The sequence below is a fragment of the Corynebacterium auris genome (genome assembly GCF_030408575.1).
Classification (GTDB): domain Bacteria; phylum Actinomycetota; class Actinomycetes; order Mycobacteriales; family Mycobacteriaceae; genus Corynebacterium; species Corynebacterium auris.
The window spans coordinates 2,193,148-2,212,152 of record NZ_CP047047.1; the positions used below are offsets into that span (position 1 = coordinate 2,193,148).

At 67.6% G+C, this 19,005-nt stretch carries 13 protein-coding genes; 6 read left to right on the plus strand and 7 right to left on the minus strand.

All coding sequences use genetic code 11. The features are described from left to right. Positions 1-41 precede the first annotated feature (41 nt). Positions 42-224: a hypothetical protein gene (locus CAURIS_RS11715; RefSeq protein ID WP_435384006.1), complete on the minus strand. Its 183-nt coding sequence runs from the start codon at positions 222-224 to the stop codon at positions 42-44. A 53-nt stretch (positions 225-277) separates the two neighbouring features. Between CAURIS_RS11715 and CAURIS_RS11720 the strand changes: the two genes are divergently transcribed. After that, entirely contained in the window at positions 278-439 is a 162-nt protein-coding gene (locus CAURIS_RS11720) for an integrase core domain-containing protein (protein WP_435384007.1), read from the plus strand. Here the strand turns inward: CAURIS_RS11720 and CAURIS_RS10450 are convergent. Continuing rightward, entirely contained in the window at positions 436-2,262 is a 1,827-nt protein-coding gene (locus CAURIS_RS10450) for a phosphoenolpyruvate carboxykinase (GTP) (protein ID WP_290341999.1), read from the minus strand. The two genes, CAURIS_RS11720 and CAURIS_RS10450, sit on opposite strands and share 4 nt — an antisense overlap. Positions 2,263-2,687: 425 nt before the next feature. On the opposite strand from CAURIS_RS10450, the gene trmB reads away from it, so the two are divergent. The 5 genes from trmB to CAURIS_RS10475 are packed head-to-tail and all read left to right on the plus strand — an operon-like array spanning position 2,688 to position 7,825. Next, positions 2,688-3,458 (plus strand): tRNA (guanosine(46)-N7)-methyltransferase TrmB, encoded by a 771-nt coding sequence (gene trmB, locus CAURIS_RS10455; RefSeq protein ID WP_290342000.1) that lies wholly within the window; start codon positions 2,688-2,690, stop codon positions 3,456-3,458. A 4-nt stretch (positions 3,459-3,462) separates the two neighbouring features. Beyond that, on the plus strand, positions 3,463-4,146 hold the full coding sequence (locus CAURIS_RS10460; RefSeq protein WP_290342002.1) for an NYN domain-containing protein: 684 nt from the start codon (positions 3,463-3,465) through the stop codon (positions 4,144-4,146). A gap of 9 nt (positions 4,147-4,155) precedes the next feature. Then, positions 4,156-6,459 (plus strand): MMPL family transporter, encoded by a 2,304-nt coding sequence (locus tag CAURIS_RS10465; protein WP_290342004.1) that lies wholly within the window; start codon positions 4,156-4,158, stop codon positions 6,457-6,459. Further along, on the plus strand, positions 6,460-7,467 hold the full coding sequence (locus CAURIS_RS10470; RefSeq protein ID WP_290342005.1) for a lysylphosphatidylglycerol synthase transmembrane domain-containing protein: 1,008 nt from the start codon (positions 6,460-6,462) through the stop codon (positions 7,465-7,467). A 10-nt stretch (positions 7,468-7,477) separates the two neighbouring features. Continuing rightward, positions 7,478-7,825, plus strand: coding sequence for a DUF3054 domain-containing protein (locus CAURIS_RS10475; RefSeq protein ID WP_290342006.1), 348 nt, complete (start codon positions 7,478-7,480; stop codon positions 7,823-7,825). Here CAURIS_RS10475 and CAURIS_RS10480 read toward each other — a convergent pair. The 5 genes from CAURIS_RS10480 to CAURIS_RS10500 form a co-directional block, all read right to left on the minus strand. Next, the gene (locus tag CAURIS_RS10480; RefSeq protein ID WP_290342007.1) at positions 7,822-9,066 is read right to left on the minus strand and encodes an HNH endonuclease signature motif containing protein; all 1,245 of its coding nucleotides are present in this window, start codon (positions 9,064-9,066) and stop codon (positions 7,822-7,824) included. The two genes, CAURIS_RS10475 and CAURIS_RS10480, sit on opposite strands and share 4 nt — an antisense overlap. Before the next feature lie 858 nt (positions 9,067-9,924). Then, positions 9,925-11,466: an acyl-CoA carboxylase subunit beta gene (locus CAURIS_RS10485; protein ID WP_019194796.1), complete on the minus strand. Its 1,542-nt coding sequence runs from the start codon at positions 11,464-11,466 to the stop codon at positions 9,925-9,927. Then, complete coding sequence (pks13, locus tag CAURIS_RS10490) at positions 11,450-16,180, minus strand: polyketide synthase Pks13 (RefSeq protein ID WP_290342008.1); 4,731 nt, start codon at positions 16,178-16,180, stop codon at positions 11,450-11,452. The genes CAURIS_RS10485 and pks13 overlap by 17 nt, the downstream gene beginning before the upstream one ends. Before the next feature lie 32 nt (positions 16,181-16,212). Continuing rightward, entirely contained in the window at positions 16,213-18,021 is a 1,809-nt protein-coding gene (locus tag CAURIS_RS10495; protein ID WP_290342009.1) for a FadD32-like long-chain-fatty-acid--AMP ligase, read from the minus strand. 39 nt (positions 18,022-18,060) lie between these two features. Beyond that, a complete protein-coding gene (locus CAURIS_RS10500; RefSeq protein ID WP_290342010.1) occupies positions 18,061-19,002 on the minus strand; it encodes a cutinase family protein in 942 nt (313 codons plus the stop codon). Between the last annotated feature and the right edge of the window lie 3 nt (positions 19,003-19,005).

Consider the following 19,005-nt stretch of genomic DNA (forward strand, 5'->3'; position numbering starts at 1 on the left):
CAAAACACCTGACACCCTCACCTGCATCACGCCATCGACGACTATTCGCGCATGGTGTACTCGGAAATCCTGGCCGACGAGAAGTAGGACACCGCAGCCGGTTTAAGCGGCGTGCCTGCGCGTTCTTTTCCGCTCACGGCGTCGAGGTCACCCGGGTGATGACGGATAATGGAGCCTTCTACCGTTCCACGGCGTTCAACGCTGGCCTTGGCACGATTAAGCATGTCTACACCAAGCCGTACCGGCTGCAGACCAACGGCAAAGTAGAACGGTTCATTTGCAGGAATGGGCCTACATCCGCCCGTACACCAGCGAAAAGGCCCGACAGCAGACGCACGCGGAGTTTATCCACGAGTACAACTACCATCGAGCCCACACCGCCATCGACGGCCTCACCCCCGCACAACGCGTTCACAACGCCACGGGGAAGCACACCTAGCTGCGGGCCTCCTCCGCGCGCTTCTCTAGGGCGTCGAGCTGCACAAACAGCTCGCGCGGGACGCGCTGGCCCAGGCCCTCGAGGTAGCGGCGGGAGTCGTCGATGTCCTCCATCCACAGGTCGGGGTCGGGGTAGAGGGCCTCTTTGACGTCGTCAAGCGGGGTGCCCAGATTCGCCAGGTCGAGGTCCTCGGCGCGGGCGGTGTGGCCCACCAGGGTGTCGTCGGCGCCGACGCGGCCCTCGATGCGGTCGACGACCCACTTGAGCACGCGCGAATTCTCGCCGAAGCCCGGCCACAGGAAGCGGCCGTCCTCGCCGCGGCGGAACCAGTTGACCAAGAAGATGGCCGGCATGCGGTCGCCGCCCTTGGCGCCCATGTCGAGCCAGTGCTGGAAGTAGTCGCCGACGGCGTAGCCCATGAAGGGCAGCATGGCCATCGGGTCGTGGCGCAGGGTGCCCACCTTCGCCTCGGAGGAGGCGGCGGTCTGGCCCGAGGAGAGCATGGCGCCGATCAGGGTGCCGTGTTCCCAGTCGTAGGCCTGGGTCACCAGCGGGACTGTGTCGGCGCGGCGGCCGCCGAAGAGGATCGCGTCAAGGCGCACGCCCTGCGGGTCGTTGAACTCCGCGGCCGCGGTCGGGCACTGCTCGATGGGGACGCAGTAGCGCGAGTTCGGGTGGGCGGCGTCGCGGCCGGAGCTCGGCGTCCAGTCCTCGCCACGCCAGTCGATGAGGTGTTCCGGCTCGTCGCCGTCCATGCCCTCCCACCAGATGTCGCCGTCGTCGGTGAGCGCGACGTTCGTGAACAGGGTGTTGCCCGGCTCCATCGTCTGCATCGCGATGGGGTTCGAGGCGTAGTTGGTGCCCGGCGCGACGCCGAAGAAGCCGTTTTCCGGGTTGACGGCGTAGAGGCCGTCGTCGCGCAGGTGCAGCCAGGCGATGTCGTCGCCGACGACCTCGGCGGACCAGCCCTCGAGGGTCGGGGTGATCATGGCCAGGTTGGTCTTGCCGCAGGCCGAGGGGAAAGCGCCGGCGATGTGGTAGCTCTTACCTTCCGGGGAGGTGAGCTTGAGGATGAGCATGTGCTCCGCCATCCAGCCTTCCTCCTTGGCCATGACGGAGGCGATGCGCAGGGCGTAGCACTTCTTCGCCAGAATAGCGTTGCCGCCGTAGCCGGAGCCGAAGGACCAAATTTCCTTGGTCGCCGGGAACTGGGAGATGTACTTGGTCTCGTTGCACGGCCAGGCGACGTCCTCCTCGCCCTCGGCGAGCGGGGCGCCCACGGAGTGGAGGCAGTGCACGAAGTTATCGCCCTCGATCTTGTCCAGGGCCGCCTGCCCCATGCGCGTCATGGTGCGCATGGACATGACGACGTACTCGGAGTCCGTCAGCTGCACGCCGAGTTTGGGGTCCGGGTCCGTGATCGGGCCCATGCAGAAGGGGACGACGTACATCGTGCGGCCCTTCATCGACCCGCGGAAGTGCGAGAGCATCTCCTCTTTGAGCGCGGCCGGCTTCATCCAGTTGTTCGTCGGGCCGGCGTCTTCTTGCTTCTCCGTGGCGATGAACGTGCGCGACTCCACGCGCGCGACGTCTGTCGGGTTGGAGCGCGCCAGGAAGGAGTTCGGGCGTTTCTCTTCGTTGAGCTTCGTTAGCGTGCCCTTCTCCACGAGCTCGGCCGCCAGGCGGTCCCACTCGTCGCGGGAACCGTCCGCGAACACGACGCGTTCCGGCTGGAACAGCTCGACGGCCTCATTGACCCACGCGATGAGTTCTTCGTTCTCGGTCGGCGCGGGCTGCGCCATGCCCTTTACTGCAGTGGCCATCTGCCCTCCTGTGTGATTGCTGTGCATCCTCAGTTGTACGTTCACCTTGTCGACCGCGGGGGTACCGGCGATCGCCGGTGGGCGACATGTAGGCACCTAGGTTATCGAATAACGCCGAAAGGGCGGCACATCTTGCACAAATGCGCATGACACACACCCCAGATTGGTCCTCACCGGTGACGCAGACCACGCACATAACGGGGCGCCTCACCCCCGTGAGGGGGTGGCAATGTCTGCCTGTCGCCCTGTAGTTATGGCCGTTACGCTGCACCAATCGCCACCCCCACCCGAGTCAAGCGGTCCAACCCTCCGCGTATGACCGTTTGCTACCCCCGTTGGGGGGTGGCCTGCCACGCGGGAGCTCTCTCGCCCGATAGAGTGCCCAGAAACTTGCCTTTACCCACGTCATATGGACAATTAACGTGATGAATAGTTCTGATAACCCTAAAATTGAACGGCCAGGCGTGGGCGAACTGCCCCACGGCCGGCCACTTCAGACCGAGTTCGACACCGGTTTGGACTACCCGCGCCTCGGCTCTGTCACCTTCCGCCGCGGCACCCTGACGGACAACCAGGAAGCGCTCTTCAACGCCGAATGGCCGCGTCTCGGCCGCGTGCTCAGCGACGACCCCATTGACGTCGACGCCTGGTTCGGCCGCACCGGCCACCCGACGATCGTGGAGATCGGCTCCGGCACCGGCACCTCGACCGCCGCGATGGCCCCCCTCGAGGCGGACACCAACGTCATCGCCGTCGAGCTGTACAAGCCTGGCCTGGCCAAGCTGCTCGGCGCCGTGGTGCGCGGCGGCATCGAGAACATCCGGATGGTCCGCGGAGACGGCGTCGAGGTTCTCGCCCGCATGATCCCGGAAGCCTCCCTCGCCGGGGTGCGCATCTTCTTCCCCGACCCCTGGCCGAAGGCGCGCCACCACAAACGGCGCATCATCCAGTCCGGCACCCTGAACCTCATCGCCTCCCGCCTGGCGCCGGGCGGGGTGCTCCACGTGGCCACCGACCACGCGGGCTACGCCGAGTGGATCGACGAGCGGGTCGACGTCGAGCCCCGCCTGGCCTACCGGGGCTGGCCGTGGCCGGAGGCGCCGCTGCTCACGGACCGCCAGGTGATAACCAAGTTCGAGGGCAAAGGCCTGAACAAGGACCACACTATCCGCGAATACCTCTGGGAGAGGATCTAAGACAATGCAGGACCTGCACGAAATCACGCACCCCTACTCCCCCGGCGCGACGCCGGGCCCGAACAGCTTCCTGCTGGTGTGGGACGCACCGAACCTGGACATGGGCCTCGGCGCGATCCTCGGCGGCCGCCCCACAGCGGCCTACCGCCCGCGTTTCGACGCCATCGGCCGCTGGCTGATCTCCCAGGCCCAGGCGCGTTCTCAGGAGATCGAGGAGCGCGTCGAGCCCGAGGCCACCGTGTTCACCAACATCTCGCCGCAGGGCGCGGACGTGGTGCGCCCGTGGGTGGAGGCGCTGCGCAACGTCGGCTTCGCTGTCTTTGCCAAGCCGAAGAGCGAGGACGACTCGGACGTGGACAAGGACATGCTCGCGCACATCGAGCGCCGCCGCTCCGAGGGCGTGCTGCGCGGCGTGGTCATCGCCTCCGCCGACGGGCAGAACTTCCACGGCCCGATCGAGGAGCTCATCGCCGCCGGCGTGCCGGTCATCGTCCTCGGCTTCCACGAGCACGCCTCGTGGGCGGTGAGCTCGAAGGAGATCACCTTCGTCGACCTGGAGGACATCCCGGGCGTGTTCCGCGAGCCTCTGCCCCGGGTCAACCTGGAGCAGCTTCCCGAGGAGGGCGCGTGGCTGCAGCCGTTCCGCCCGCTGTCGTCGCTGCTGCACAACCACCGCGACCACAAGTAGGAGGCTCGCTTGTTCTATACGTGGGGGCGCATCGCCTACCGGTTCCGCCGGATCATCCCCGTGGTGGTCATCGCCATCATCATCCTCATGCAGGTCTTCTTCGGCTCGAAGCTGCCGGAGCGGCTCTCGCAGGAGGGCTGGGAGGACCCGAACGCCGACTCGACCACGGCCGCGGTCATCGAGGAGGAGACCTTCGGCCGCGATAACTCGGGCGACGTCATCCTGCTTGTCGACGCCCCCACGGGCGTCACCTCCGGCCCCGTCTTCGACGAGGCCAACCGGCAGATCACCGAACTACAGCAGCGCTTCCCCGCCGAGATCGACTCGGTGGCCAGCTACTTCTCCTCGCCGAACCCGCAGCAGGTCAACGCCGAGGGCACCCGCGCCTTCGCCGCCATCGGCCTCGCCGGCGACGGGGAGCAGACGCTCAAGGATTTCCGCACCATCGAACCGGCGCTTCGCAGCATCGAGCTGCCCGACGGCGCCACCGTCCACATCGCCGGCGCGACCGCCGTCGCGGACGCGCTCGACGACGGCATGTCCGACGACATCGCCCGCGCCGAACGCATCGGCCTCATCTTCGTCGCCGTCATCCTGCTGTTCGTCTTCGGCGGCGTCATCGCCGCCGCGATGCCGCTCATCGTGGGCATCCTCTCCATCCTCGGCTCCCTGTCGCTGCTGTCCATCCTGGCCACAGTGCAGCAGGTGAACGTGTTCTCCCAGTCGGTGATCACCCTGCTCGGCCTGGGCCTGGCCATCGACTACGGCCTGTTCATGGTCTCGCGCTTCCGCGAGGAGCTCGACCGCGGCGTCGACGTCGAGGAGGCCGTGGCGGCGACAACGACCACGGCCGGCAAGACGGTGTTCTTCTCGGCGCTCATGGTGGGCGTCGCCCTGTCGGGCCTGCTCATGTTCCCGCAGGCCTTCCTCAAGTCGGTCGCCTACGGCGCGATCAGCGCCGTCGTCCTCGCGGCCGTCATCTCGGTGACGGTCCTGCCCGCTCTGTTCGGGATGCTGGGCCACAACATCGACCGGTGGTCCGTGCGCCGCACGTCGCGCCGCGCCCGCCGCCTCGAGGACACGGTCTGGTACAAGGTCCCGCGCTGGGCCATGCGCCACGCCAAGGGCGTCGCCGTCGGCGTGTCCGCCCTGCTCATCGCCCTGACCATCCCGATGGTGGGCATCAGCTTCGGCGGCATCAACGAGTCCTACCTCCCGCCCGACCAGGAAACCCGCCAGGCGCAGGACACCTTCAACGAGACGTTCCCCGCCTTCCGCACCGACCCCATCAAGCTCGTCGTCACCGGGGCGAACAACCAGCAGCTTGTCGACGTCGTCCTCCAAGCGCGCCAGGTCGCCGGCCTGACCTCCCCGCTCGAACCGACCCACCCCTCCCAGGACGGCACCACGGTGTTGTCCGCGCCGCTGGAGGACCGAAACGGCGGGGAGGACGTCGTCACGCAACTGCGTGCCATCGACGCACCCGAGGGCGTCGACCTGTACGTGGGCGGCACCCCAGCGATGGAGGTCGAGTCGATCGAGGCGCTGCTGGAGCGGCTGCCCTGGATGGCCCTCTACATGGTCGTGGCCACGTTCGTGCTCATGGCGCTGCTGTTCGGGTCGCTGATCCTGCCTGCGAAGGCCGTGATTATGAACGTGCTCGGGATCGGCGCCACCCTCGGCTTCCTCACCGCCGTCTTCGTCGACGGGCTGGGGGCGGGCCTGCTGAACTTCACGCCGGGGCCGCTCATGAGCCCCGTGCTCGTGCTCATCGTGGCCATCCTGTACGGCCTGTCGACGGACTACGAGGTGTTCCTCGTCTCGCGCATGGTGGAGGCGCGCCACCACGGGGCGTCGACGGACGAGGCCATCGCCGCGGGCACCGCGCGCACCGGCGGGATCATCACCGCCGCCGCCGCGATCATGATCGTCGTCGCGGCGGCGTTTGCGATGAGCGACATCGTCATGATGAAGTACATCGCCTTCGGCATGATCTTCTCGCTGGCCCTCGACGCCACCATCATCCGCCTCCTGCTCGTGCCCGCCGTGATGCACCTGCTGCGCGAGGACAACTGGTGGGCGCCGCGCTGGATCAAACGCGCCTACTCGTCCCTCGGCGAGTCCTCCTCCGGGCCCGCCCCCGCGACGCCGGAGTCCTACCCGCGCACCGGCGAGATCGCCATCGCAGACACCATCCCCGACACCCTGCCGGTCCGCGGCGGGCGCAGCATCGACGAGGACTCCTCCCTCGTGCCCTTCGACGAGCTCATGCGCCGTCTTTCCGAGCAAGGCCCACGCGAGCTGGAGCGGTAGATGGCCACCCCCGCCACCACCGCCCGCGAACGGGCAGCGAAGTGGGCGCGGTGGCTTCTGCCCCTCGTCGCCCTCGTCCTCGCGTTGTTCTTTCTTCGCGACCAGCTTCCCTTCCTCGGCGAGGCGTGGGACGCGCTCGCGCGGGCGAGCGTGGGCCCCGTCGTCGCCGCCGTCGTCGTCGCCTACGTCTCCATCGTGGCCATGTCCGGGGTGCGCCAGGTGCTGCTCAACAGCCAGGGCCACATCGTCGGCTTCCCGCCCTGCAACCGCTTGTCTCTGGCATCCAACGCGTGGTCCACCACCGTCCCCGGGGGCCCCGCGATCTCCGCCTGGTTCACCTTCAACGTGCATCGCTCGTGGGGCGCCTCGGTGGGGCTGTGCGGCTGGTTCATCGTGATCTCCAGCGCCCTGTCCACGGTGTGGCTGGTGGCCATCGGCGTCCTCTCGGTCGCCGTGTTGGGCGCCGACCTCTCCCTGCCTGCGCTCGCCGCGTCCCTCGCCGCGTCCGTCGGCGTTGCCCTGGCCCTGTATTGGGTGGCCCGCAACCCGAACACCATGCAGCGCGCGGTACGGCACCTGCCCGGCCGGATCGAACGTCCCGTCGCCGACGTCGTTGGCCAGATCGCCGCCGTTCGCATGTCCACGGGTGCCTTCGCCTCCTCGGCCGTTCTGTCACTGCTCAACCGCGTCCTCGACGCGGCCACGTATTACTTCGCCGCCCTGGCCATCACCGACGACCCAGCTCTGCGCTCCGTCATGCTCGCGTTCGTCATGACCAAACTCGCCGGCACGGCCCAAGTCACCCCCGGCGGCGTGGGCACCGTCGACGCCGTCGGTGTCGGCGTCCTCGCCGCCGGGGGCTTCTCGCTTGGCGACGCCACCGCCATCACCCTCCTCTATCGCCTGATCTCCTTCGTATTGATCACCGCCATCGGCTGGGTGTACTACTTCATCTTCTACGCGGGGCGGGGCTACGTCCTAGGCGCTCCCGCTACCCCCGAGCGCTAGGCTTCCTGTCATGTTGCACAAGCCCTACGCCATCGCCGCCGATTTCGTCGCCATCGCCGCCTTTGCCCTCCTCGCCCGCGCTGCCCACCAAACTGAAGAGATGCCGTTCACGTTCCTTGGTTGGCTCGAGACCTTTGTTCCCTTCGGCGTCGGCCTGGCCCTTGCGTGGCTTGCGGTGCGGCGCAACACGGGGTGGTTGATTTGGCTGATCACCCTTGTCGTCGGCCTGATCATTTGGGGTTTCTACCGTGACAAGCTGCCTCACTGGTCCTTCGTTGTCGTCGCCGGTGCCACCTCCGCCCTGCTCATGCTCGGCTGGCGCGGCATCGCGAAGCTCGCCGTGTCGAGGCGCCGCTAGACCCAGCTGAGCTCGTTGAACTCCTCCAGCGTCCGAGCGTCGTCGTTGCGCACCGGCAGCCCGCGGTCTGTGCTGACGTAGCGCACCCCACCCGGGCCCAGGAAATGAAAGTCCCCACCGTCGCGCAAAATCGTGATGTAGTTGTCGCTAACAAGGCTGTGGCACGCCGAACACAACGGCAACAAGTTGTCCAGATCCGTCGGCCCGCCATCAGCCCAGTCACGGACATGGTGCATTTCCATAAAACGCGTGTGACTACACCCGGGCATCGCGCACTGGTGACGCCACATGAGCATCAGCGCGTTGACCTGGGCGTCGGAGGCAAGGCGAAACGCGCGCCCGCTGTTGAGCACCAGCCCTGTCTCGTCGACCCTGTTGATTCGGTAGTGGGCGTTGGCGAGGAAGTTTTTCACCGCCTCCGAGGGCGCACCAGGATTGTAGGGCAGGTAGGCCTTGCCGTCGGTGGTCATGACGACGTTGACGTGCGCCCCCGGTGCGCGCAACGGGTTACGCGGCCGCGACAACGTCATGTTCACCATGCCCATAAACGCGCTGACCAGCACTTCCCCGATGGGCAGGCCGAAACCGGAGCAGCCGCGTGTTTTTTCATCTTGGCGGTCTATTTCAGCGTCGATACGCTCCGGATCCACCGTCCCGTCGTTGCCTGCTAAGGATGTCCAGTCCACGTCGTGCCAGGCGAGTTCCCCGACCTTCATCGCCGCCATCACACGCGCGCCTTCCGCCGCGTTGAAATCCGCCCACAGCTTTATACGCCCATCCGGCGCGGCTTTTAGACGCACGTAGGACGTCCTCGTCGCTTTCTTTGCTGGCTGGCGGAATTGCAGCAGCGCGATCTCCAACTCGTGGAACGTCACGGTGCAGGCCAGCTCCACCAGTTCAGCCTCGTTGTCCTTTGTAAGCAGCGGCAGTATCAGTCTGACCTTGGAGTAGTTTGTTCTCCCCTCCAAGAATGCTTGTGCCATCACCTCGAAGCGCAGCATTGCGCGGGCAACCCTGACGTACTCGTGGGCGGTGGAGTTCGGTACCGCGATAGTCCTGACCAGCCATAATGCGGTCGTTTGTGCGCCAAACTGGGGGGCGAGCTCGAGGACGTCGAATAGTGCGATGGCGTAGAGTATCTGCGCCTTGCGGCGCGAGAATATGCCGAACCCTTTTTCGATGGTGTGTGCGATATGTAAGGGTGCGCTGTCCCTGCTGACGGTGGTTGGTGGTGTGTCCATTGCTCCCCCAAGCGTGTCGATCGTGTGTTTGATTGACAGTATAACAACGCGTCGGACATGTGGGTTGAGCTGGCTAAATGCAGCTTTTTGACGTTTGCATAGCGCGCGTGTTTGAATGCAACGGATTATGCAATGCGTACCGATCAGCGCCCGAGCGTCGAGCGCCGCAACTATGCAATGCATACGGATCAACGCCCAGCCGGCGAGCGCCCCAACTATGCAATGCATACCGATCAGCCCACGGGCGCCGAGCGCCGAAACTATGCAATGCATACGGATCAACGCCCAGCCGCCGAGCGCCGAAACTATGCAATGCATACGGATCAACGCCCAGCCGGCGAGCGCCGAAACTATGCAATGCATACGGATCAGCCCCCGACCGCCCCAACTATGCAATGCATACACCTCGGCCCCGAAGCGGACGGGCCCGAAACTATGCAATGTATACCGATCAGCCCCCAGCCGGCGAGCGCCCGACTATGCAATGCATACGGATCAACGCCCAGCCGGCGAGCGCCACGACTATGCAATGCATACACCCCGGCCCCGAAGCCCCCAAGCGCCCCGACTATGCAATGCATACCCCACACACGACTCCACCGAATATGCCCACGCAATTACAAAAAACGGCACCCACCCACTGGGGGGGGGGGTGAGTGCCGCAGGCGCAACTTCTAGCGCGGGAAGCTGGAACCGAGGTTGAACAGCGGGTTGCCGCTGGAGAGGGCCTTGAAGGTCCACACGAGGTAGTTGATCAGGTCGCCGGCGATGTCGAAAGCGCTGGAGAGCATAGGTTTCGGAACCTTTCTTGGGAACGATGACTTCTAGAGGAGTCTAACGTGTGACGTAACCGAAACGTTACAGCGGCGAGATCGTGTGCTTTTTCGGCAGGTCAGCGTCGTACTTGGTAGACAGCTGACGCAGAGCTCGGCGCAGCGCGAGGCGCGTTTCCGAGGGCTGAATCATCGCGTCGATGTAGCCGCGCTCAGCGGCGACGTAGGGAGAGGTCATGGTCTCGTCGTAGAAGTCCATGAACATCTTCTTCATCGCCTCGCGCTGGGCGGGGTCCTCGATGGCGTCGAGCTGCTTGCCCTGGATCATCACGACCGCAGCGGCGGAGCCCATGACCGCGATCTGCGCGGTGGGCCACGCCAGGTTGATGTCGCCGGCGAGGTTCTTTGAGCCCATGACGGCGTAGGCGCCGCCGTAGGCCTTGCGCACGATGAGGGCCACCTTGGGGACGGTGGCCTCGACGCTGGCAAAGGCGAATTTGGCGCCGCGGTGAATGAGGCCCTGCCGCTCCTGGTCCACGCCGGGGAGGTAGCCGGGTGTGTCCACCACGTAGACGAGCGGGATGTTGTACACATCGCAGGTGCGCACGAAGCGGGCGCCCTTGTCGGCGGCGTCGGCGTCGATGCAGCCGGCGTAGTGCATCGGGTTGTTGGCCACGAAGCCGACGGTTCGGCCGTCGATACGCCCGAAGGCGCAGATGATGTTCTCGGCGTAGTTGGCTTGGATCTCGACGAGGTCGTCGTCGTCGCCGAGCTGGGCGAGCAGTTCACGCATGTCGTAGCCGGCGTTGGTGTCGTCCGGCATGAACGTGTCCAGCTCGGAATCGTCGAGGTCCTCGTCGGCGGGCGCCCAGGCGACGGGGCTGTCGTCGAAGGCCGAGGTGGGCAGGAGGGCGAGCAGGTCGCGGACGTAGTCGAAGGCCTCCTCCTCGGTGGCGACAACGGCCTGGATGTTGCCGGACTGCTCCTGGATGCGCGCTCCGCCGAGCTCGGCGGACGAGATGTCCTCGCCGGTGACCTCGCGGATGACGTTCGGGCCGGTCACGTACATCTCGGACTGCCCGTCGACGGCGACGACGAAGTCGGTGGTCACGGGGGCGTACACCGCGCCGCCGGCGGACTTGCCCAGCATGATGGAGATCTGCGGGGAGCGCCCCGACAGTGGCAGCTGGCGGCGGGCGATCTCGGAGTACATGGCCAGCGAGGTCACCGCGTCCTGGATGCGGGCGCCGCCGGAGTCCTGGATGCCGATGACGGGGCAGCCGACCTTGATGGCCATCTCCATCACCTCGGTCACCTTGCGTCCGAAGGTCACGCCGACGGAACCGCCGTACACGGTCTTATCGTGAGCGTAGATGGCCACGGGCCGCCCGTCGACGCGGCCGTAGCCGGTGACCACGCCGTCGGAGTACACGGCGTCGGGGTCGCCTGGGGTGCGGGCGAGGGCGCCGATCTCGACGAAGGAGCCCTCGTCGAGGAGCGCGTGGATGCGTTCGCGCGGGGTGGTCTGCCCGGCGTCGTCGCGGCGCTTGCGCGCCCGTTCCGACCCGGGGTCCTGGGCCTTTTCCAGCCGCGCGCGCAGATCAGCGAGCTTAGAGGCTGTCGACATTGTCAATCCATTCGTTCATGTGCTTGCCAACGATGCCCACCGCCGGCTCGTCCACGACCGCGAGGTGGTCGCCCGGCAGGTGGACAATGGTGAGGTCATCCACGATAGCGCCCCACCCGCCGTCGTCGTCAATGTGCGCGTAGGCGGGCTCGAGCATGATTGCCCCGTCGTGCATGCGCTCCGAGCGGAACAGCAGCACGGGCACGGACACCGCGGCCCACCGGCCGAAGTCGAGGTTGGCCAGGATCTGGTTGTCCACGAAGGAGGCCCGCTGGTGCTCCAGCACGCCGGCGGCGAGGCCGTGCTCGGAGGCGTCGGTCGTGGCCAGGAACTCGCCGAGCATGTTCAGCACAGCCTCCTCGCCAGCCGAGTCGAGCAGCTCGTAGGGCACCGGGAAATCCAGGCCGTAGGCGTCCTTGGCAAAGGCTGCGTAGCGCTCCCAGCGGGCGCGCGTCTCCTCCGGCGTGTTCGGGGTGGGTTCGGAGGGTTGGGTGGTATCCAGAAGCGCGATGAAGGCGACCTTGTCGTCGCCGAGGCGCTCGGCGACCTCGTAGGCCAGCGCGCCGCCGAAGGACCACCCGGCGAGGACCACGGGGCGGCCCGCGGCAAGCCGCTCGATGTCCTCCAGGTACGCCTCCGCGCGCTCCTCGAGGGATCCTTCCAGTCGCTCTACTCCGTAAACGGGGACGTCCTCGCCGAGCCGGCGGGCCAGCGGCTCGTACACGATGCTCGAGCCGCCCGCCGGGTGGAACACGAACACGCTCGGGGCGTCCATCCCCTCCGTGCGCTCACGCAGCACGCGGAAGTTGCCCTCGACGGGGGTCTCTAGGCCCTCGCGCACCTCGTTGGCGAGGGGCTCGAGCGTATCGACGCCCCGAACAAACGCCGCGGTGATCTCCACCCCGGCACGCTCGCTCAGGCGCGCGGCGATGTGTTCGGCCTGCTCCTCGGTGATCTGCGGGAGCTCCGAGGTGACGCCCGCCGCGGCGGCGCCGACGTAGTTCGCCCAGGTGGCGAAGACAAGGCGCTCCGCCGCGTCGCGCGGGGCGACGCCCACGCCCTGGGCCTTCGTCGCGGCGGCCGCCGGGGTGCGGGTCTCGGAGTTGTACGGTAGCGGCTGCGGCGCGTCGGGGCGGCCCGCCACGGCGTCTTCGACCATGCTGATGACGTCGGCGACGGAGGCGTCGCGAAGCGCCTGCACCTGGAGCGGGGGAATCTGGAAGTCGTTTTCCACCCTGTTCTTGATGCGCATGCCCATGAGGGAGTCGAGGCCGAGGTCGATGAGCGGCAGCTCGTCCGGCAGATCCTCGGCGTCGTAGCCCATCGACTCGGACACGATCGCGCGCAGGCGCTCGCGCACCGTCTCGCCGCTGTGCGGGTCCCAGCGCACGGCCTCGACGCCCTCATCGGGCGCCGTCGGCGAGGGCGAGGGCTTTACCTCCGCCACGCCCTGCAACCCGCGGGTTTCACCCAGGTCGAGGGAGGTGGCAAAGCCCTCCACCACAAGCTCGGAGCCGTCGTAGACCTTGATGCTCACCCCGCCCAGCGAGGTGGCGACGATGGTGGTCAGCTCGCCGTCCGGCGGCAGGTAGCCCGATTCCTCCGTAGCCACCACGCGCGAGCCGGGGGCGATCTCCTCGGCGACCGACTCAACGAGCTGGTGCGGGCTGAACACCTGGTCCGCCTGGATGGAGTACGCGACGGTCGCGTCCGGCAGCGTCACCTTCGCCCCCAGCAGGGAGGTCGAGGCGGAGGACGGCCGCGCCTTCGTCCACAGCCGGTTGCGCTTGAAGGGGGTGGGCGGGGCGTCGAGCACCCGGCCGGGACCGTAGAAGCCCCGGAAGTCGACGTCGACGCCCTGGACGTAGAGCTTCGCGGCCAGGTCGAGCAGGCTGGCCACCTCGTCGACCTTGCGCTTCGCGGTGAACAGAAGCTGCGTGTCGGGCTTGCCCGCGCCGAAGGCGGTGTTCATCATGCCCATCACCGCAACCGGGTTCGGGGCGATTTCGACGAAGGTGCTGTGCCCGGCGGCAAGGGCCGCCTCGGTGGCGTCCTGGAAGAAGACGGACTGTCGGGTCATGCGCAGGAAGTACTCCGCGTCGTGCACCACCTCGCCCACCCGGTAGACCGCGCCGCGGTCGACGGAGCTGTAGAGCGGGACGGCAAGCGGGCGCGGCTCGAGGCCGGCGAGCTCGCCGGCCAGGTCGCCCATGATGGGGTCGAGCATGCTGGTGTGGCCCGCGCCGCGCACGTTGAGCGTGCGCGCGAACTTCTCCTGTTTCTCCAGCTCGGCGACGACGAACTCGACCGCCGTCGCGGGGCCGCCGATGGTGGTCATGCCGGGCCCGGCGTAGACGGCGGGCTCCGCGCCCCGCGCCTCGGGGTGGGCGTCGACGAACTCGCTCAGCTCCTCGCGGCTGAGCTCAACGACCGCCATCGCGCCCTCCTGGGCGGTGCCGGCGATCATCTCCTCGCCCTCGCTCATGAGGCGGGCGCGGTGGCAGGCGATGAGGATGGCGTCGCGCGCGGTGATCCCGCCCGCGCCGTAGGCGGCGCCCATCTCCCCCATGGACATGCCCATGGTCGCGGCGGGCGTGATGCCCAGGGAGGCCAGCAGGTCCGTCTGCGCGATCTGGATGGCGGTGATGGTGACTTGGCCGGTCAGGGTGTCGTAGGTCTGCTCGTCGTCGCGGATGATCTCGAGCATCGACCAGCCCGCCTCGAACTGCACGTACTCGTCGAGTTCCTCCATGCGGCGGCGGAACAGCGGCGAGGTCTCCAGCAGCCGCTTCGCCATCTTGCGGTGCTGCGAGCCGAAGCCGGAGTAGACGAAGACGGGGCCCATCGCGGCGGGCGCGTCGGCCACGCTGATGCCGGGGGCGAGCTTGCCCTCGGCGACCTGGCGCAGCTTCTTCACCGCCTCCTCGACGGTCGCCGCCTGGACGACGGCGGCGCTGCGGCCGTGGTTTCGCGTGGCCAGCGAGCGGGCCACCGGCTGCAGGTCCGCGTCCGGGCGCCCCTCGAAAAAGTCGGCGAGCTCGGCGGCAGCCGCGGCGCGGCGCGAGGGCAAAAGGCCCGACACCGGCAGCCCCACGGCGCCCGCGCCGAGCAGCTCGGCGGGCGTGGCGGCCGCGTCGGTGTCGTACTCGGCCGGGTCCAGGTCCGCGAGCACCACGTGGGCGTTCGTGCCGCCGAAGCCGAAGCCCGACACGCCCGCGACGCGGCGGCCCGAGTACCGTGGCCACTCGCGCGGGTCCTCCACCACCTCGATGTGCTGCGCGTCGAAGTCGACGTACTTGTTCGGCCCGACATAGTTCACGGAGGCCGGGATCGTGTCGTGCTTGAGCGCCTCGAGCACCTTGATCAGCGCGACCACGCCCGCGGCGGATTCAGAGTGCCCGATGTTCGACTTCGCGGAGCCGAGCAGCAGCGGGCTGGCGCCGTCGCGGCCGCGTCCGAGCACCGTGCCCAGGGCCGTCGCTTCGATCGGGTCGCCGAGCAGGGTGCCGGTGCCGTGCGCCTCGACGAGGTCCACCTCGGCCGGGTCGATGCCCGCGTCCGCGTAGGCGCGCTCGAGCACGTCCACCTGCGCCTCGGGGTTCGGGGCGGTCAGGCCGTTGGAATGGCCATCCGAGTTCGTGGCGGAGCCCTTGATCACGGCGAGGACGGTGTCGCCGTCGCGTAGGGCGTCGTCCACGCGCTTGAGCACGACGAAGCCGGCCGCCTCCGAGCGGACGATGCCGTCGGCGTCCTCGGAGAAGGCGTGGATGTTGCTCGTCGGCGAGATGACCCCGAGCTCCGCGAACATCAAGGAGGCGAAGGGGTTCGCCATGATGTTCACTCCGCCGGCCAGCGCCACGTCGGCCTCGCCGTCGCGCAGCGCGCGCACCGCCTGGTGCACGGAGACCAGGGAGGACGAGCACGCCGTGTCCACGTTGACCGAGGGGCCGCGGAAGTCGAAGGCATAGGAGATGCGGTTCGGGATGATCGCGCTCGACGATCCCGTCAGCGCGTACGGGTGCGCCTGCGAGGGGTCCGCCGCGATGAGCATGCCGTAGTCGTTGTTGGAGGAGCCCACGAACACGCCGACGGGCTCGCCGCGCAGCGAGCTGGCGGGCAGGTGCGCGTCCTCGAGCGCCTCCCACGCCAGCTCCAGCATGACGCGCTGCTGCGGGTCCATGTTCACCGCTTCCAGCGGGCTCAGGCCGAAGAACTCGTTGTCAAAGCTCTCGATGTCCGACAGGTAGCCGCCGTCGGTGTTCTCCTCCGCCATTTTCGAGCGCACGACGGGGTCGCCCGCGTACTCCGACCAGCGCTTCTCCGGCAGGGGCCCGGTGGTCGATCGGGCGTCGATAAGCACCTGCCAGAACTCCTCGTTGTTCTCGGCGCCGGGGAAGCGGCCGGCCGAGCCAATGATCGCGATGTCGTGGGTCCCCGGGGAGAAGCTTGCTTGACGACGCACCGCCGGGCGCTTCTCCTCCTTCGGCGCCGTCAGCGCCGCCGCGAGCGCGGCGATTGTCGGGTACTGGTAGGCGACGGTCGGGTCGACGCGCCGGCCGAGCAGGTTCTCCAGCTCGCCGGACATGATGACGGCGTCGCGGGAAGACAAGCCGAATGATTCCAGCGGCTTCGTGGGGTCGACCTCGCCGACCTCAAGGCCGACGGCCCGGGCCACCCACGTTTGCAGCCATGCGCTCAGCTCGTTTTCATTCATAGCACTCCATATCGCTGACGGTGGCGGATGTGTTACCCGTCGTTTTGCTCCAGGAACCTCTTCATGTTCACCCGGCGCGCTATCTTGCCAGAGGAGGAGCGAGCGATCTCGTTCGGGGCGTAGAAGGCGATGACGTCGGGGGAGATCCCGTGAACGGAGGTGACGGCCGAGCGGATGGCGTCCTCCGCAGCGGCGTCGCCTTCCGGGGTCGCGTCGTCGGCGCGCTCGACGAAGACGATGAGGCGCTCGACGTTTTCGCCCGGCACGGCGAAGGCGGCGACCGAGTCGGTGCGCACGTGCTCGCTGGCCTTCTGCACCGTGGTCTCGATGTCCTGCGGGTAGTGGTTGCGCCCGGCCACCACGATCAAGTCCTTGAGGCGGCCTGTGATGTAGAGCTCGCCGTCGACGAGGGCACCCAGGTCACCGGTGGCCAGCCAGTGATCCTTCGGCAGGCCCTCCTGGAGCGTCTCGCCGATGGTGTTGGCGAAGGTCTCCCTGGTTTCCTCGGCGCGGTCGAGGTAGCCGCCGGCGACGTTGGCGCCGTTGATCCAGATCTCGCCGACGGTGCCCGCGGGCACCTCATTGCGGGTCTCCGGGTCGACGATGGCGAAGTTCATCCACCGCACCGGCTGGCCGGTGGAGGCCATGGTTACGCCGTCGGCGGAGGCGACGGCCTTGCCCTCGGTGAGCTTCTCGCGGTCGAGCTTGAGGAACTTCGGCCGGTCCTCCGTCTGCGCGGTGGTGACGATGAGGGTGGCTTCCGCAAGGCCGTAGCCCGGGCGGATCGCCGGGCGCCGGATGCCGTAGTCCGCGAAGGCGTCCACGAAGGTTTCCACTCCCCGCTCGGTCACCGGCTCGGAGCCGATGATGAGGCCCTCGACTGCCGAAAGGTCAACCCCGTCCTCCTCCGTGAGGTTGGCGTAGCGGGCCATGACATCGAGCGCGAAGTTGGGCACCAGCGAGTAAATGTGCAGGTCCTCGGGGTCGTCCGCGCGGCGGGAGAGCTGCTTGATGTAGCGCTTCGGCTGCTGCATGAAGTCGCGCGGAGCCATCAACTCGATCTCGTTGCCGAGCACGACCAGCAGCATCGAAACGATGATGCCCATGTCGTGGTGCAGCGGCAGCCAGATCGGGGCGCGCAGGGGCTGCTGCAGGTCCACCGCCGTGTAGATCTGGATGACGTTGGTCACGATCGACTCGTTGGTGATGATCACGCCGGCCGGCATGCGCGTCGAGCCCGAGGTGTACTGCAAGAACGCGGTGTCGTTAGCGGTGTCCGTGCCCTCCGGCGTCTCCAGCGGCACCCAGGACTCGGCGAGCGAATCCGGAAGGGAGTCCACCGAGAGGATGCGCGGGCGCTGCGCGGCGGGCAGGTCGGCGAAGAAGGCGCGCACGGCGGGCCCGCCGGCCTTGTTGGTCAGCACAGTTTTCGCCCCCGAATCGCTCAGCACCGCGCGCAGGTGATCACCGTGGCCGGGCTCGTTCGGATCGTAGAGCGGAATGGGCACCTGGCCCGCGTACATCGCGCCCATGAAGCCGAAGAGGTACTCGGGGGAATTGGCGGCGAGGATAGCCACCCGGTCGCCCGGGTTCCCCACCTGCATGAGGCGCGCCGCGACGGCCTTGACGCGGGTGTTGACTTCCCGGCGCGTCATGGTGCGCAGCTCGCCCTCGGAGCTTTCCGAGAAGTCCCAGTAGCGGATGTTGATCTCATCCAACTGCCCCAACTGCGCGCCCATGAAGTACAGCATCTCGGTGAGCGCGGGGATGGTGAAGTTCTGGGGCAGGGCGATCTTGCCCTCCTCGTCGATGAAGCGCTGGATGATGACGCTCAGATCCATGGGACTCCTTTTTGAGTAATTGTTAGGACGCTTGAAATGTTACCGCCCGAGCTCGCGATCGAGGACGCCACGCGCCCAGTCGATCGTCCACTGGGTTGCCGTGGTGCCGGGGATCACCTCGGGGTTGGTCGCGTACTGGGCGTGGTTGCCGTTGGCGAGCAGGAGGTCACCGGCCCGGGCGACGAGGGTGCCGAAGTCCTGCGGCGCGTCGCACACGGAATCGTTCGGCGCGCAGATCTCGTAGGCCCGGTCGGCGACTGCCCCGAAGCCGCCCTCGCGCGTCCCCGTCATGGTCGCGCCCGGCGTGACCGCCTGCACGACGCGGTTGAGCGGCTCCAGGGCGATCTCCGCTCCGACGCCGGGGATCTCCACACCGGGGTTCACGCCCACCCCGGCCTCACGCCGGCCGTCGGCGATCATCACCGCGCCGAGCAGCTTCTCCGGCGGCACCGTGTTCGCCCCGGTGCCGATCTCGTTTGCGATGTTCCCGGCGATCACCGCGCCCTGGGAGAAGCCCATGACGATGAACTTCGTGTTCGGGCACGTCGAGTTGACGAAGGCGAGCTCGCCGTTGACGCGGGCGGTGCCCTCGGCACGCGATTCATCGTAGGTCATCTCCGCGCGGCCCGCGGCCGTCTGGATGTTGCGGAACTGCGCGGTGTAGGGGGTTGTCCACACGCGCACCTCGTCGATCGCGTACGTCTCCTGCAGCGGCCGGGTAATGGACAGCATGAAGGAGTAGGGGTTGGCCTGCGGGTTGAACGGGTCGTCGTCCGCCGCGGACTCCCACGTGCCGGGGATGGAGACCACCTGGACGGCCGGGCACCAGTCCGGTTCCCCCTCCGGCAGCGCCTCGGTGGTCGCCGGGGGCTCGGGCTCCCCCGGTAGCGGTGGCGTGTCGCCGACACGCCACTGGTAAATGCCCAAACCAATAAGAGCCAGCACGATAACGACCGCGCCGACGATGACGGGCTTACGCATGAA

Coding starts and splice junctions, on each gene's coding strand:
- CAURIS_RS11715 (WP_435384006.1), bottom strand. CDS start 224: ATGCTTAATCGTGCCAAGGCCAGCGTTGAACGCCGTGGAACGGTAGAA.
- CAURIS_RS10450 (WP_290341999.1), bottom strand. CDS start 2,262: ATGGCCACTGCAGTAAAGGGCATGGCGCAGCCCGCGCCGACCGAGAAC.
- trmB (WP_290342000.1), top strand. CDS start 2,688: ATGAATAGTTCTGATAACCCTAAAATTGAACGGCCAGGCGTGGGCGAA.
- CAURIS_RS10460 (WP_290342002.1), top strand. CDS start 3,463: ATGCAGGACCTGCACGAAATCACGCACCCCTACTCCCCCGGCGCGACG.
- CAURIS_RS10470 (WP_290342005.1), top strand. CDS start 6,460: ATGGCCACCCCCGCCACCACCGCCCGCGAACGGGCAGCGAAGTGGGCG.
- CAURIS_RS10475 (WP_290342006.1), top strand. CDS start 7,478: ATGTTGCACAAGCCCTACGCCATCGCCGCCGATTTCGTCGCCATCGCC.
- CAURIS_RS10480 (WP_290342007.1), bottom strand. CDS start 9,066: ATGGACACACCACCAACCACCGTCAGCAGGGACAGCGCACCCTTACAT.
- CAURIS_RS10485 (WP_019194796.1), bottom strand. CDS start 11,466: ATGTCGACAGCCTCTAAGCTCGCTGATCTGCGCGCGCGGCTGGAAAAG.
- pks13 (WP_290342008.1), bottom strand. CDS start 16,180: ATGAATGAAAACGAGCTGAGCGCATGGCTGCAAACGTGGGTGGCCCGG.
- CAURIS_RS10495 (WP_290342009.1), bottom strand. CDS start 18,021: ATGGATCTGAGCGTCATCATCCAGCGCTTCATCGACGAGGAGGGCAAG.
- CAURIS_RS10500 (WP_290342010.1), bottom strand. CDS start 19,002: ATGCGTAAGCCCGTCATCGTCGGCGCGGTCGTTATCGTGCTGGCTCTT.